The sequence below is a fragment of the Pseudomonas fragi genome (assembly GCF_025426255.1).
Classification (GTDB): Bacteria; Pseudomonadota; Gammaproteobacteria; order Pseudomonadales; family Pseudomonadaceae; genus Aquipseudomonas; species Aquipseudomonas kulmbachensis.
Genome location: NZ_CP104861.1, coordinates 374413 through 389016 on the forward strand (window position 1 = coordinate 374413; position 14604 = coordinate 389016).

Here is a 14604-nt window from a genome sequence, read left to right on the forward strand (position 1 = left end):
CTGGCCCAAAGCGCCGGCAGACGATTCGGCGCAGCAAATGCCAATAAGGGGACGCCTGATGAGCCCAGCCGAGTTGCACGCAGACAGCATCGTTATCGACGGGCTGATCATTGCCAAATGGAACCGCGAACTGTTCGAAGACATGCGCAAGGGCGGCCTGACTGCTGCCAACTGCACCGTGTCGGTATGGGAAGGTTTTCAGGCCACGATCAATAACATTGTTGCCAGCCAGACCCTGATTCGCGACAACAGCGATCTGGTGATCCCGGTCAAGACCACTGCCGACATTCGCCGCGCCAAGGAGCAGGGCAAGACCGGGATCATCTTCGGCTTCCAGAATGCCCATGCATTTGAAGACCAGCTGGGTTACATCGAGATCTTCAAGCAGCTCGGGGTTGGCGTGGTACAGATGTGCTACAACACCCAGAATCTGGTGGGCACCGGCTGCTACGAACGTGATGGCGGGCTCTCGGGCTTTGGCCGCGAAGTGGTGGCTGAAATGAACCGCGTCGGGATCATGTGCGACCTGTCTCACGTTGGTTCGAAAACCTCGGAAGAGGTAATCCTGGAATCGAAAAAACCGGTCTGCTACTCGCACTGCCTGCCGTCCGGCCTTAAAGAACACCCGCGCAACAAATCCGACGCTGAACTCAAGTTTATAGCCGACCACGGCGGCTTTGTTGGCGTGACCATGTTCGCGCCGTTTCTGGCCAAGGGCATCGATTCGACCATCGACGACTACGCCGAAGCCATCGAGTACACGATGAATATCGTCGGTGAGGACTCGATCGGCATTGGCACCGATTTCACCCAGGGCCACGGTCAGGACTTCTTCGAAATGCTGACCCACGACAAAGGCTATGCCCGGCGTCTGACCAGCTTCGGCAAGATCATCAACCCGCTGGGCATCCGCACCGTGGGCGAGTTCCCGAACCTTACCGAAACCCTGCTCAAACGCGGTCACCCCGAGCGCGTGGTCCGCAAGATCATGGGCGAAAACTGGGTCAACGTGCTCAAGGACGTCTGGGGCGAATAACGCCACGCCCTCACCCAACCCTCCCCCCAGGAGAGGGCAGGGTGAGGGGCGAAATGAATACCTACCGAATTTTTGGAGTTTGATTCCATGGCTAAAATCGCCCCGCAATTGCCTATCGAAGTCGACAGCGAAACCGGCGTCTGGACCTCTGACGCCCTGCCGATGCTCTACGTACCGCGCCATTTTTTCGTCAACAACCACATGGGCATTGAAGAGGTATTGGGCAGCGATGCCTACGCCGAAATCCTCTACAAGGCCGGCTACAAATCCGCCTGGCACTGGTGTGAAAAAGAAGCCGAATGCCATGGCATAGAAGGCGTCGCGGTGTTCGAGCACTACATGAAACGCCTGTCACAGCGCGGGTGGGGCCTGTTCAAGATCCAGGATATTGACCTCGACAAAGGCACCGCCACGATCAAGCTCGAACACTCGTGCTTCGTCTATGTGTACGGCAAGGTCGGGCGTAAGGTCGACTACATGTTTACCGGCTGGTTTGCGGGTGCCATGGACCAGATCCTGCAGGCGCGAGGCAGTGATATCCGCACCGTGGCCGAACAGGTCTATAGCGGATCGGAAGAGGGCCACGACCACGGCCTGTTTATCGTCAAGCCGTTGTAAGTCGAGGATCGGGATATGGCGTTCGAAGCAATGTTTGAGCCGATTCAAATCGGCAAACTGACCATCCGCAACCGTGTGCTCAGCACCGCTCACGCTGAGGTCTATGCCACCGATGGCGGCATGACCACCGAGCGTTATGTGCAGTACTACGAAGAAAAAGCCAAGGGAGGTATCGGCCTGGCGATTTGCGGCGGCTCATCCGTGGTGGCCATCGACAGCCCGCAAGAGTGGTGGAGTTCGGTCAACCTGAGCACCGATCGCATTATCCCGCACTTCCAGAACCTGGCCGACGCCATGCACAAGCATGGCGCCAAGATCATGATCCAGATTACCCACATGGGCCGCCGCTCACGCTGGGACGGTTTCAACTGGCCGACCCTGATGTCGCCCTCCGGCGTGCGTGAACCGGTACACCGCGCCACCTGTAAAACCATCGAGCCCGAAGAAATCTGGCGCGTGATCGGCAACTACGCCAGCGCCGCTGGCCGGGCAAAAAAGGGCGGGCTGGACGGGGTCGAACTGTCGGCGGTGCACCAGCACATGATCGACCAGTTCTGGAGCCCACGAGTCAACAAACGCACTGATGAATGGGGCGGCAGCTTTGAAAATCGCATGCGTTTTGGCCTCGAAGTACTCAAGGCCGTGCGTGCTGAAGTCGGTCCGGATTTCTGCGTAGGCATTCGCCTGTGCGGCGACGAATTTCACCCCGATGGCCTGAGCCACGAGGACATGAAACAAATCGCCAAGTACTACGATGACACCGGCATGCTCGACTTTATCGGCGTGGTCGGCTCTGGCTGCGACACCCACAACACCCTGGCCAACGTCATCCCGAACATGAGTTACCCACCGGAGCCGTTTTTGCATTTGGCTGCGGGTATCAAGGAAGTGGTCAAGGCCCCGGTGTTGCATGCGCAAAACATCAAGGACCCGAACCAGGCGACGCGGATTCTGGAAGGTGGTTACGTTGATATGGTGGGCATGACCCGAGCCCATATCGCCGACCCGCACCTGATCGCCAAAATCAAAATGGGCCAGGTCGACCAGATCAAACAATGCGTAGGTGCCAACTACTGCATCGACCGCCAGTACCAAGGGCTGGACGTGCTGTGTATTCAAAACGCGGCAACCTCCCGTGAATACATGGGCGTGCCGCACATCATCGAAAAATCCACCGGGGTCAAACGCAAGGTGGTGATCGTCGGTGCAGGCCCTGCGGGGATGGAAGCGGCGCGAGTGGCCGCCGAACGTGGGCATGACGTGACCCTGTTCGAGAAAAAAGAGGCCATCGGCGGGCAGATCACCACTGCCTCCAAAGCCCCGCAGCGTGACCAGATGGCCGGGATCACCCGCTGGTTTCAACTGGAGCTGGCGCGATTGAAGGTTGATTTGCGCCTGGGCACGGCGGCGGATGCTGCGACGATTCTCGACTTGCGCCCCGATATCGTGGTGCTGGCCGTGGGCGGGCATCCTTTTGTGGAGCAGAACGAACACTGGGGCGCCGCCGAAGGGCTGGTGGTCAGCAGCTGGGACGTGCTCGACGGCAAGGTCGCGCCGGGTAAGAACGTATTGGTGTACGACACCATCTGCGAGTTCACCGGCATGTCGGTGGCCGACTTTATGGCGGACAAGGGCGCGCAGGTTGAAATCGTCACCGACGACACCAAGCCCGGCGTGGCGATTGGCGGAACTTCGTTCCCTACCTACTACCGCAGCCTGTACCCCAAGGAAGTGATCATGACCGGCGACATGATGCTGGAGAAGGTCTACCGCGAGGGCGACAAGCTGATTGCCGTGTTGGAAAACGAATACACCGGGGCCAAGGAAGAGCGCGTGGTGGATCAGGTCGTGATTGAAAACGGCGTGCGTCCGGACGAAGAGTTGTATTACGGGCTCAAGCCGGATTCGCGCAACAAGGGTCAGATTGACGTCGAAGCCCTGTTCGCGATCAAGCCGCAGCCATGCCTGAGCGAAGCGGGGGACGGCTACTTGCTGTTCCGCATCGGTGACTGCGTGGCCCAGCGCAACGTGCATGCGGCGATCTATGACGCGCTGCGGTTGTGCAAGGATTTCTGACCCGACACATATCGAAAACCTGTAGCCGCTGCCGCAGGCTGCGATGGGGTGCGAAGCCACCCTGATTTTTAAGGCCCTTCGGTCCTTATCGCAGCCTGCGGCAGCGGCTACACGTTTCGGCCCCGAAGTCTTTGGGAGCTTCACCATGCTCAATATCGTTCTCCCCATTTTGTTATTCGCCGCACTGGCCCTGGCCGTTTTGGGCGCCGCGCGGCGCATGAACATGTGGCGCCGTGGCCGTCCGGCGAAGGTCGATTGGTTGGGCGGCCTGCTGGCCATGCCCAAGCGTTACATGGTCGATCTGCACCACGTGGTCGCTCGCGACAAATACATGGCCAACACCCACGTCGCCACCGCCGGTGGCTTTGTGCTGGCGGCGGTGTTGGCGATTCTGGTGCACGGTCTGGGGCTGCATAACCGCATCCTGGGTTATGCCTTGCTGTTCGCCACGGCGCTGATGTTTGTCGGCGCGCTCTTTGTATTTAAACGTCGCCTTAACCCGCCGTCGCGCTTGTCCAAAGGCCCGTGGATGCGCCTGCCGAAAAGCCTGCTGGCGTTCTCTGTGAGTTTTTTTATCCTCACCTTGCCGGTGGCCGGTTTGTTGCCCGAAGGCTTTGGCGGCTGGGTGCTGGCGGCGGTGTTGGCGGTTGGTGTGCTGTGGGGTGTGTCGGAGCTGTTTTTCGGCATGACCTGGGGCGGGCCAATGAAACACGCCTTCGCCGGAGCCCTGCATCTGGCCTGGCACCGCCGGGCCGAGCGCTTCGGCGGCGGCCGCTCCACAGGTTTGAAACCACTGGACCTGGACGACCGTACCGCGCCCCTGGGCGTGGAAAAACCCAAGGACTTCACCTGGAACCAATTGCTCGGGTTTGACGCCTGCGTGCAATGCGGCAAGTGCGAAGCCGCGTGCCCGGCGTTTGCCGCCGGGCAGCCGCTCAACCCCAAGAAGCTGATTCAAGACATGGTGGTCGGTTTGGCGGGCGGCACCGATGCGCACTTCGCGGGCAGCCCGTATCCGGGAAAACCGATAGGTGAACACGGCGGCAATCCGCACCAGCCCATCGTCAACGGTCTGGTCGATGCGGATACGCTGTGGTCCTGCACCACCTGCCGTGCTTGCGTCGAAGAGTGTCCGATGATGATCGAGCACGTGGATGCAATCGTAGATATGCGCCGCTTTCTGACCCTGGAAAAAGGCGCGACCCCGAACAACGGCGCCCAGGTGCTGGACAACCTGATTGCCACCGATAACCCCGGCGGTTTTGCACCGGGCGGGCGGATGAACTGGGCAGCGGATTTGAATCTCGACCTGATGCGCGATAAGCCCTCGGCGGATGTGCTGTTCTGGGTCGGTGACGGCGCTTTCGACATGCGCAACCAACGCACCTTGCGTGCCTTCGTCAAAGTGCTCAAGGCGGCGCGGGTCAACTTCGCGGTGCTGGGGCTGGAAGAGCGCGACAGCGGCGACGTGGCCCGGCGCTTGGGTGATGAAGCGACCTTTCAGGCTCTGGCCAAGCGCAATATCCAGACGCTGGGGCAATACCAGTTCCAGCGCATCGTCACCTGCGACCCCCACAGTTTTCATGTGCTGAAAAATGAGTACGGCGCCTTTGGCGGTGACTACCTGGTACAGCACCACAGCACCTACATGGCCGAGTTGATCAGCGCCGGTTTGCTCAACCTGGCCGCGGATGCAGGGGGCAGCGTGACCTATCACGACCCGTGTTATCTGGGCCGCTATAACGGTGAATATGAGGCGCCGCGCGCGGTGCTGCGAGCGCTGGGCATTGAAGTCAAGGAGATGCAGCGCTCGGGCTTTCGCTCCCGTTGCTGCGGTGGCGGTGGCGGTGCGCCGATTACCGACATTCCCGGTAAGCAGCGTATCCCTGATATGCGCATGGACGATATCCGTGAAACCGGCGCCGAGCGCGTGGCGGTTGGCTGCCCGCAATGCACCGCCATGCTCGAAGGCGTGGTGGAGCCACGGCCACTGATCAAGGACATTGCCGAGCTGGTGGCAGACGCCTTGATTGAAGGTCCAGCACCCGCCCAACCGGCCAAGCGCGTAGCCCCGGAGGTGATCGCATGAGTGACATTATTCGCCGCGACCCCCACGCCGAGTGGATCGCCCGCAACCGCCTGCACCCGTTACATGCGGCCATGCAACCACAGCAACTGAGCTGGATGGGGCCCAACGGGGTACTGCGTAAAAGTGTGCATGGCGTGGGTTTTATCGGCCCTAACGGCATCAAGCGGATCGACCGTAGCGGCGCGCAACAGGGCGGTACGAGCAAGCGTACGGCCAGTGTTGAAGTGCAATTACCGCTGCATCAGGTCCCGGCTCCAGCATTCTATATCTGCGTAGTGCCGGACATGGTTGGCGGTCGTTTGAGCAGTCATGACCGTGATCTGTTGGGGCTGGCTCGGCAACTGGCGGGGAGCGATGGCGCAGTACTGGCGGTGGTGTTTGGCGAATCGAAAGAAACTGCCTTCGCCACGGCCGGGGTTGATCGGCTGTTGCTGCTCGACAGTGAAGGTTATGCACCGGAGCGGCAGGTACTTGGCCTGCGGGCTGTGGATAACCAGTTTTCCCCAAGGCACTGGCTATTGCCGGACAGTCGCAGCGGTGGCGCAGAACTGGGACGACGCTTTGCCGCCAGCCTGGGTGAACGCCCGGCCACGCGAGTGTGGCAGATCAAGGATGGGGCCTGTATCGGTCGTGCCGGTGCGGGGCTGCAAGACGTGGCGCAGCCATTGCGGCGTTTGATCCTGGCGGCGGCCGAGTGCGCCGAACCGGTCAGCGACACCCGGCATGAAGTGCTGGCAGTGCAGTTATCCACAGCGCTCGCGAGCTGCTTGCCGCGAATTGAAGATTTGGGTGCGGTGGATGTCGATCCGGCGGCGATTCCAATGGCCGAGGCGGAATTTATCCTCAGTGGTGGTAACGGTATCAAGGATTGGGGACTTTTCCACAGGGCTGCTGTGGCCCTTGGCGCCACTGAAGGCGCCTCCAGGGTTGCGGTGGACGATGGCTTCATGGGCCGCGAACGCCAGGTCGGTGCCAGCGGGGTATGGGTCACCGCGCGGGTCTACGTGGCGGTCGGGATCAGCGGTGCGATTCAGCATCTGCAAGGGATTGGCGCCTGCGACAAAGTGGTGGCAATCAACCTCGACCCCGGTTGCGACATGATCAAACGCGCTGACCTGTCGGTGATTGGCGACAGTGCGGCGGTGCTGGAAGCCCTGATTGTGGCTGTGGATAACTGGCGCCAGAGCACCCTCACCCCAGCCCTCTCTCAGAGGGAGAAGGGGCCGATCTCTGTTGCATTCAATGGCTGAGATCAATCCGATTTATTGGTCGATAGTTGCTCTGTCAATCACCTCGGTCAGCTCCCTCTCCCTCGGGGAGAGGGTTGGGGTGAGGGGCTTTTGATTTGGAGAAATACATATGACCATCGCCACTGTTGCACTGGTTTCAATCGGCGCCCACCCCGCCTCTGGCCGCGCCCGACGCGCCGAGCAGGACGCCCGTGCTGTTGAACTGGGCCTGGAGCTGGCTGGGGATAACTTGCATGTGCTGCACGCGGGCAACCCTCACGAGCCAGCCTTGCGCGCTTATCTGGGCATGGGCCTGGACGAATTGCACGTGCTCGAACAACCGGACGGCGCCGATGCGGTGCCGGTATTGCGCGATTACATCCGCGAAGCTGGCGTGCAGTTGGTGTTGACCGGTAGCCAGGCCGAAACCGGCGAAGGTTCGGGCATGTTGCCGTACCTGCTGGCCGAGCAATTGGGCTGGCCGCTGCTGGTGGGCGTGGCGCAGATCGAATCTATCCACAATGGTGTGGCGCAAGTGCTGCAAGCCTTGCCTCGGGGCCAGCGACGTCGGCTACAGGTGCGATTGCCGTTTATGGTCACTGTGGATAACGCGGCCCCCAAGGCCCGGCAAAGCGCTTACGGCCCGGCTACCCGGGGCCTGGTCGATGCCAGAGTGGTTGAAATCATTGCCGATGAGTTATCCACAACGGGGCTGCTGCAACCTGCCAGACCACGGCCCAAGCGCTTGAAAGTGATCAAGGCCAAAAGCGGCGCTGATCGCATGAAAGCCGCCACGGCCAAGGCTGCTGGCGGTTCCGGGCAAGTCCTCAAGGGCGTCGGCGCAGAAGAGGGCGCCCAGGCCATTTTGAAGTTGCTCATTGAGGAAGGCGTGGTGCGCTGATACTTGCCCACAAAGTCTGTTAGCGCTTATGTGGATAAGTTGTTTGCTGTCGGCTAAGACCTATACAAACCGTGCCTTTCAGGCTTCTGATCAAAAAATGCTCAATTCAGCACTTTATCCACCGAGCGGCCTTAAAACCCCTGAGTAATCGGTGCCTTAAGGGGTTTTCCACAGTGAAAGCAGGCAGTGCATAAGTTGCGCACAATCTCTGTTGGTGGATATGTGGATAAGGTGTTCGCGGCTGTCTACAGGCCACGTAATTCGTGACTTGTAATCAATTGTACAAAAAACACTCAATCGTGATTTATGGGGTAAGTTGTCCACTTCCCCACAATTGCTGTGGGTGTGCCTGTGGACAAGTTGTTGGTGAAGGGCTGAGAGCCTTTGACTGCGGGGGGTGTAGCGAGTTGATCAATAATTGATCGATGTGGGTTCTGTAGCCGCTGCCGAAGGCCCTTCGAGGGTCGCTGCGCAACCCATCGCAGCCTGCGGCAGCGGCTACAGGATCATTGTGCGACTATCCCTTTAAGGTACGCCGCAGGCTCTGCCCCCAAATTGTTCAGCAGCCGCTCGCTGTACCAGTCCACAAAATTGACCACGCCAAACTCGTACGTCTGTGAATACGGCCCCGGCTGGTAAGCGATGGAGTTGATGCCGCGCTGGTTCTCTTCCGCCAGGCGACGATCCTGGTCGTTGGTGGCGTCCCAGACCTTGCGCATGCGCTCCACGTCATAGTCCACGCCTTCTACCGCATCCTTGTGGACCAGCCATTTGGTGCTGACCACGGTTTCCTGGGCACTGATCGGCCATACCGTAAACACGATGATGTGGTCGCCCATGCAGTGGTTCCACGAGTGCGGTAAGTGCAGGATGCGCATCGAACCCAGGTCCGGGTTTTTGATCCGCCCCATGAGTTTTGTACAGCCTTGTTTGCCATCCAGGGTCATCGAGACGGTGCCCTTGAGCAGCGGCATGCGCACGATGCGGTTACGCAGACCGAAACTGGCGTGGGCATAAGGAATCTTTTCTGCGTCCCAGGCGGCGGCAGAGGCTGCTACGTGATCCTTGAATGCCTGATCGGCACGCGGATCGGTCACGTCGTCCCACTCCAGCAGGGTCTTGAGCAACTCGGGGTGCGACGCGTTGCAGTGGTAGCACTCGCGGTTGTTTTCCAGCACCAGCTTCCAGTTGGCTTTTTCCACCAGAGTGGTCTGAATCGCCACCTTGGTGTTTTCCATGTCGTAGGGTTCCATGTAGTGGTTCAGCGTGGCCAGGAACTCGTCGATGGCAGGCGGGTTCTCGGCCAGGCTGATAAAGATGTAGCCGCCAGCGGTTTTGACGTTAACCGGCTTGAGGCCGTATTGCTTCATGTCGAAGTCGGCACCCATCTCGGTGCCGGCAAACAGCAGGCGCCCGTCCAGTTCGTAGGTCCACTGGTGGTAATGGCATACCAGTTTGGCGACCTTGCCTTTTTCACTGGTACACAGCCGTGAGCCGCGATGGCGGCACACGTTATGAAAGGCATGCACCTGGCCTTCGGCGCCGCGAATCACAATGATCGGGTTCTTGCCTATTTGCAGGGTCAGGAAGTTGCCCTTGGCCGGGATCTCGCAGGTCATGCCTGCAATCAGCCATTCTTTCTGGAAGATCTCTTGCATATCGATATCGAACAGACGCTCGTCGTTATAAAACGGCTGCGGCAACGAAAACGTGCGTTCGCGGTTCTGCAGCATCTCGGCGGTGGCCTTGCGTGCGGGTTCCAGTGGGTCGCCCAGGCTCAGGTTTGCGGTGATGTCCATCGTTGTAATCCTCATGGCCATCGGATGTGGCCTAAAAGTGGCTGATCAGGGGTGCGACGCAAGGCAAAACAATTAACACGTTGAGTGGCGCTGAGTGTGCGATTGAAGTGCCTTGATGCCATATCTGCGGGCGACATGGCCCAATCTGTTCCCGACGCCGCAGGTACTGTTTTCAGGGGCTGGTCGCGATAAGTATGTGGATGTCGCGAATAGATAAATGGCCGCTTCGGGGCATGCGCAGAATCGCCAACAAGAGGCCGGTTGTCGGCCGTGGAGAAACGCATGTCCAACAGCTTTCTGAATCCGGTAACCACCCAGACCTGGGCCAATGGCCGACACATCGTGCGATGCGTCAAAGTGATTCAGGAAACCTGGGACGTGCGCACCTTCTGTTTTATGGCCGACCAGCCGATTCTGTTCTTTTTCAAGCCAGGGCAGTTCGTCACTCTGGAACTGGAAATCGACGGCGACCCGGTGATGCGTTCGTACACCATCTCCAGCTCACCGTCGGTGCCGTACAGTTTTTCGGTGACTATCAAGCGCGTGCCGGGCGGCCGGGTGTCCAACTGGTTGCATGACAATTTGCAGGAAGGTCAGGAGCTGGCGGTTCACGGGCCGGTCGGGCTGTTCAATGCCATCGATGCGCCTAGCCCCAAGGTGCTGTACCTGAGCGGTGGTGTCGGGATTACCCCGGTGATGTCGATGGCGCGCTGGTTTTACGACACCAACGCCAATGTCGACATGGTGTTTATCCACAGCGCCCGCTCCCCCAAAGACATCATTTACCACCGCGAGCTGGAGCATATGGCTTCGCGCATCGACAACTTCAGCCTGCATCTGATCTGCGAGAAGCACGGTCTGGGTGAGCCGTGGGCCGGGTATCGCGGTTATCTGAATCACAAAATGCTCGACCTGATGGCATCCGACTTCATGGAGCGCGAGGTGTTTTGCTGCGGGCCGACGCCGTATATGAATGCGGTGAAGCGTTTGCTCGAAGCCAACGGTTTCGATATGAGCCGTTACCACGAGGAATCCTTTGGAGCGACCCCGCCTGAAGCCCGGGCCGATGCGGTGGAGCAAGCCGAGCAGGCAGCCGATGCGCCGGAGTTGGACCAGGCGGATCTGAATCAGGTGGAATTTACGGCGTCCGGCAAGAGCATCCGCGTGGGCCCGGCCGAAACGGTGCATGCGGCAGCGGCCAAGCTTGGGCTGCTGATCCCCAAAGCCTGCGGCATGGGTATTTGCGGCACCTGCAAGGTGCTGAAACTGGGCGGCGAGGTCGAGATGGAGCACAACGGCGGCATCACCGAGGAGGATGTTGCAGAGGGCTATATCCTGTCGTGCTGCAGCGTGCCGAAGGGGGATGTGCGGATTGAATTCTAAGGTTTGGGAACAAAGGTTCTAAAGCAGAGTCATTAGGGGTCTGATAAGGCAGGTTGGCGCTAGCTTAGGCGCTGACTTTTCTTTATCGTACGCGCCCTTCGAAACTGCTTGAGAACGCCACCATGATTGAGTCATCCCTTAGCAAACTGGAACAACTGGTCAGCGACCTGGTTCAGCAAAAGCAAGAACTGCTGGAAACCAACGAACAACTGAGCGCCGAGCTGGCTCTGGCCAAAGATGAAAACGAAAGCCTGCAACTGACCCTGATGGAACAGGAAGAGAAGCAAGGTGCAACCGCAGCCCGCATTCAGGCACTGGTTGAGCGCGCGAGCCCTGTCAACGCATGAGCGCGGACAGAGACGGAGTAAATGTCGTCTCGATTCTGGGTAACGACTACACGATCAAAGCGCCGGAGGGGGAGCAAAAAACCCTGATGGCGGCAACGGTCATGTTGAAAACCGCCCTGGCCGAAACGAAAAGAAAGTACCCGAGCCTGATCGGGGACAAATTGCTGGTGCTGGCAGCACTGAATCTGTGTTCAAAGCAGATTGAGTTGCAACTGAGCCACAAACAGGAACTCGACCGTTATCAAGAGCAAGTCAGCGCCACGGTCGATGTGATTGAGCGAACTCTGGGGCAATCCTGAGTATTCGCCAAACTCTGTAGTCGCTGCCCAAGGCTTTGAAGGTCCTGCGGACCTTATCGCAGCCTGCGGCAGCGGCTACAGAGAACTTTGCTGTTTTACCCCGCCATCACTTCGCGAATATCTGCCGCCAATTCCCGCACTCGTGCCTCGTCGGTGTCCCACGAGCACATGAAGCGTGCGCCGCCTTTGCCGATGAAGGTATAGAAACGCCAGCCCTTGGCGGTCAGCGCAGCCACTGCCGGTTCCGACAGTTGCAGGAACACGCCGTTGGCCTCCACCGGAAACATCAGCTCAACCCCCGGAATGTCACTCACCAACTGGCTCAGCAATTGCGCGCAGTGGTTGGCGTGGCGGGAGTGTTTGAGCCATGCGTCGTTTTCCAGCAAGCCCACCCAGGGTGCCGACAAAAAGCGCATTTTTGACGCCAGTTGCCCGGCCTGTTTGCAGCGGTAGTCAAAGTCCACCGACAGGTCGTGGTTGAAGAACAGAATTGCTTCACCCACTGCCATGCCGTTTTTGGTCCCGCCAAAGCACAGCACATCCACGCCGGCTTTCCAGCTCAGCTCTGCCGGGGTGCAACCGAGGAAGGCGCAGGCGTTGGAGAAACGGGCGCCGTCCATGTGCAGCAACAAGCCCAGCTCTTTGCAGGTAGCGCTGATGGCGCGAATTTCTTCAGGGCGGTACACGCTACCGACTTCGGTGGCCTGGGTAATGGTGACCACGCGCGGTTTTGGGTAGTGGATATCTTTGCGTTTGAGGGCGATTTCGCGGATCGACTCGGGAGTGATCTTGCCGTTTTCAGTGCGGGCGATCAGCAGCTTTGAGCCGTTGGAAAAGAACTCAGGAGCCCCGCATTCGTCGGTTTCGACGTGGGCAGTTTCGGAGCAGATTACGCTGTGGAAACTCTGGCACAACGACGACAGGGCCAAGGAGTTGGCCGCAGTACCGTTGAAAGCGAAATACACCTCGCAGTCGGTTTCGAACAGGTTGCGAAAATCGTTGGAGGCACGCAGGGTCCACTCATCGTCGCCGTATGAGCGCTGGTGGCCGTGGTTGGCCTTTTCCATGGCAGACCAGACTTCGGGGCAGATACCGGAGTAGTTGTCGCTGGCGAATTGTTGGCTCTTGTCAGTCATTTCCCGGTTCCTTGGTCGAATGTTGTGGTGCACTTTATCCAAGAATCTTGCGGGTGCACAGACACGACTTAAAGTGCGGAAAATCCCTACAAAAGAATAGTTCTATAACTCCGTAAAACCTGTAGCAGCTGAGGAGCGGAGCGAGGCTGCGTTCGGCAGCGAAGCGGCCGTAAACCTGCGATCTGAATTTAACTGGCACACCGCAGGGCCTGATTTTAGGGCTGCTGCGCAGCCCGACGCAGCCTCGCTCCGCGAGTCAGCTGCTACGAGGGGCCTGTTGTACAGAGATCTGCTTTTGCGCCATGTCGTAAACGCACCATTGCGTGGCGTCCATAGGCATTTGATCCGTCTGCGCCAGCTCTACCATCGGCTCAAAGGGCACAAGCCCCACCGAGACCAAAAGGCGCGCTGGCGCTGGGAGACACGCAATGTTCAGCAAGCAGGATCAGATCCAGGGTTACGACGATGCCTTGTTAGCGGCCATGAATGCCGAAGATCAGCGCCAGGAAGATCACATCGAGTTGATCGCCTCCGAGAACTACACCAGCCAGCGCGTAATGGAAGCCCAAGGCAGCGGTCTGACCAACAAGTACGCCGAAGGCTATCCGGGCAAGCGCTACTACGGCGGCTGCGAGCACGTGGATAAAGTCGAGCAACTGGCCATCGACCGCGCCAAGCAACTGTTCGGCGCCGATTACGCCAACGTGCAGCCGCACTCCGGCAGCCAGGCCAACGCGGCGGTGTATCTGGCGCTGCTGAATGCCGGTGACACCGTACTGGGCATGAGTCTGGCTCACGGTGGGCACTTGACCCACGGCGCCAGCGTCAGCTTCTCCGGCAAGTTGTACAACGCCGTGCAGTACGGTATCGACACCGCTACCGGTCTGATCGACTACGACGAAGTGGAACGCCTGGCCGTTGAGCATCAGCCAAAGATGATCATTGCCGGGTTCTCGGCTTATTCCAAATTCCTCGATTTCCCGCGCTTTCGTCAGATCGCTGACAAGGTGGGCGCCTACCTGTTTGTCGACATGGCCCACGTTGCCGGTCTGGTGGCGGCGGGGCTGTACCCGAACCCGCTGCCGTACGCCGATGTGGTCACCACCACCACTCACAAAACCCTGCGCGGGCCACGGGGCGGGCTGATCCTGGCCAAGGCCAACGAAGCGCTGGAGAAAAAGTTCAACTCGGCGGTGTTCCCTGGTGGTCAGGGCGGGCCGTTGATGCATGTGATCGCGGCCAAGGCAGTGTGCTTTAAAGAGGCGCTGGAACCCGGCTTCAAAGCGTATCAACAGCAGGTTATCGACAACGCTCAAGCCATGGCTGAAGTGTTTATCAAACGTGGGTTTGACGTGGTCTCGGGCGGTACCGACAACCATCTGTTCCTGCTCAGCCTGATCCGTCAGGGCCTGACCGGCAAAGACGCCGATGCTGCACTGGGCCGCGCCCATATCACGGTCAATAAAAATGCCGTGCCCAACGATCCGCAATCGCCGTTCGTGACCTCGGGCCTGCGCATTGGCACCCCGGCGGTGACCACTCGCGGTTTCAAAGTGGCGCAATGCACGCAGTTGGCGGGCTGGATCTGCGACATCCTCGATCACCTCGGCGATGCCGATATCGAGGCCGACGTGGCGCGCCAGGTGACCTCGCTGTGCAAAGACTTCCCGGTTTATCGCTGAGCGCGTTTT

The 14604-nt window shown here is 59.2% G+C and carries 12 protein-coding genes; 10 read left to right on the forward strand and 2 right to left on the reverse strand.

Going from position 1 to position 14604, the window contains the following annotated elements; translation table 11 throughout:
* Window positions 1–58: 58 nt before the first annotated feature.
* The 6 genes from N7D90_RS01820 to N7D90_RS01845 all read left to right on the forward strand — a co-directional run bounded on the left by N7D90_RS01820 (window position 59) and on the right by N7D90_RS01845 (window position 7949).
* Entirely contained in the window at window positions 59–1036 is a 978-nt protein-coding gene (locus N7D90_RS01820; protein ID WP_261740634.1) for a dipeptidase, read from the forward strand.
* Between the two features lie 87 nt (window positions 1037–1123).
* On the forward strand, window positions 1124–1654 hold the full coding sequence (locus N7D90_RS01825; protein WP_261740635.1) for a 4-vinyl reductase: 531 nt from the start codon (window positions 1124–1126) through the stop codon (window positions 1652–1654).
* Between the two features lie 15 nt (window positions 1655–1669).
* Entirely contained in the window at window positions 1670–3730 is a 2061-nt protein-coding gene (dgcA, locus tag N7D90_RS01830) for a dimethylglycine demethylation protein DgcA (RefSeq protein WP_261740636.1), read from the forward strand.
* A gap of 145 nt (window positions 3731–3875) precedes the next feature.
* On the forward strand, window positions 3876–5819 hold the full coding sequence (gene dgcB / locus N7D90_RS01835; protein WP_261740637.1) for a dimethylglycine demethylation protein DgcB: 1944 nt from the start codon (window positions 3876–3878) through the stop codon (window positions 5817–5819).
* The gene (locus tag N7D90_RS01840) at window positions 5816–7069 is read left to right on the forward strand and encodes an electron transfer flavoprotein subunit alpha/FixB family protein (RefSeq protein WP_261740638.1); all 1254 of its coding nucleotides are present in this window, start codon (window positions 5816–5818) and stop codon (window positions 7067–7069) included. The genes dgcB and N7D90_RS01840 overlap by 4 nt, the downstream gene beginning before the upstream one ends.
* A gap of 109 nt (window positions 7070–7178) precedes the next feature.
* Window positions 7179–7949 carry an electron transfer flavoprotein subunit beta gene (locus tag N7D90_RS01845; protein ID WP_261740639.1) on the forward strand — a complete coding sequence of 257 codons (771 nt, stop codon included), beginning with the start codon at window positions 7179–7181 and terminating at the stop codon, window positions 7947–7949.
* Window positions 7950–8455: 506 nt separating this feature from the next.
* Here N7D90_RS01845 and gbcA read toward each other — a convergent pair.
* Complete coding sequence (gene gbcA, locus N7D90_RS01850) at window positions 8456–9748, reverse strand: glycine-betaine demethylase subunit GbcA (RefSeq protein WP_261740640.1); 1293 nt, start codon at window positions 9746–9748, stop codon at window positions 8456–8458.
* Window positions 9749–10030: 282 nt separating this feature from the next.
* Here gbcA and gbcB point away from each other — a divergent pair, with 282 nt between their 5' ends.
* The 3 genes from gbcB to N7D90_RS01865 all read left to right on the forward strand — a co-directional run bounded on the left by gbcB (window position 10031) and on the right by N7D90_RS01865 (window position 11777).
* Window positions 10031–11131, forward strand: coding sequence for a glycine-betaine demethylase subunit GbcB (gbcB, locus tag N7D90_RS01855; protein WP_261740641.1), 1101 nt, complete (start codon window positions 10031–10033; stop codon window positions 11129–11131).
* Between the two features lie 122 nt (window positions 11132–11253).
* Window positions 11254–11478, forward strand: coding sequence for a hypothetical protein (locus tag N7D90_RS01860; protein WP_261740642.1), 225 nt, complete (start codon window positions 11254–11256; stop codon window positions 11476–11478).
* Window positions 11475–11777, forward strand: a complete 303-nt coding sequence (locus N7D90_RS01865; RefSeq protein ID WP_261740643.1) for a cell division protein ZapA — start codon at window positions 11475–11477, stop codon at window positions 11775–11777. The genes N7D90_RS01860 and N7D90_RS01865 overlap by 4 nt, the downstream gene beginning before the upstream one ends.
* 95 nt (window positions 11778–11872) lie before the next feature.
* Here N7D90_RS01865 and N7D90_RS01870 read toward each other — a convergent pair whose 3' ends face one another.
* The gene (locus N7D90_RS01870) at window positions 11873–12913 is read right to left on the reverse strand and encodes a threonine aldolase family protein (protein WP_261740644.1); all 1041 of its coding nucleotides are present in this window, start codon (window positions 12911–12913) and stop codon (window positions 11873–11875) included.
* 428 nt (window positions 12914–13341) lie between these two features.
* Between N7D90_RS01870 and glyA the strand changes: the two genes are divergently transcribed.
* Window positions 13342–14595 carry a serine hydroxymethyltransferase gene (gene glyA / locus N7D90_RS01875; RefSeq protein ID WP_261740645.1) on the forward strand — a complete coding sequence of 418 codons (1254 nt, stop codon included), beginning with the start codon at window positions 13342–13344 and terminating at the stop codon, window positions 14593–14595.
* Window positions 14596–14604 lie beyond the last annotated feature (9 nt).

Bases quoted from the DNA above. Each gene is read 5' to 3' on its own strand.
- glyA (WP_261740645.1), top strand. From the start codon at position 13,342: ATGTTCAGCAAGCAGGATCAGATCCAGGGTTACGACGATGCCTTGTTA.
- N7D90_RS01825 (WP_261740635.1), top strand. From the start codon at position 1,124: ATGGCTAAAATCGCCCCGCAATTGCCTATCGAAGTCGACAGCGAAACC.
- N7D90_RS01845 (WP_261740639.1), top strand. From the start codon at position 7,179: ATGACCATCGCCACTGTTGCACTGGTTTCAATCGGCGCCCACCCCGCC.
- N7D90_RS01865 (WP_261740643.1), top strand. From the start codon at position 11,475: ATGAGCGCGGACAGAGACGGAGTAAATGTCGTCTCGATTCTGGGTAAC.
- N7D90_RS01840 (WP_261740638.1), top strand. From the start codon at position 5,816: ATGAGTGACATTATTCGCCGCGACCCCCACGCCGAGTGGATCGCCCGC.
- N7D90_RS01870 (WP_261740644.1), bottom strand. From the start codon at position 12,913: ATGACTGACAAGAGCCAACAATTCGCCAGCGACAACTACTCCGGTATC.
- N7D90_RS01820 (WP_261740634.1), top strand. From the start codon at position 59: ATGAGCCCAGCCGAGTTGCACGCAGACAGCATCGTTATCGACGGGCTG.
- dgcA (WP_261740636.1), top strand. From the start codon at position 1,670: ATGGCGTTCGAAGCAATGTTTGAGCCGATTCAAATCGGCAAACTGACC.
- gbcB (WP_261740641.1), top strand. From the start codon at position 10,031: ATGTCCAACAGCTTTCTGAATCCGGTAACCACCCAGACCTGGGCCAAT.
- gbcA (WP_261740640.1), bottom strand. From the start codon at position 9,748: ATGGACATCACCGCAAACCTGAGCCTGGGCGACCCACTGGAACCCGCA.
- dgcB (WP_261740637.1), top strand. From the start codon at position 3,876: ATGCTCAATATCGTTCTCCCCATTTTGTTATTCGCCGCACTGGCCCTG.
- N7D90_RS01860 (WP_261740642.1), top strand. From the start codon at position 11,254: ATGATTGAGTCATCCCTTAGCAAACTGGAACAACTGGTCAGCGACCTG.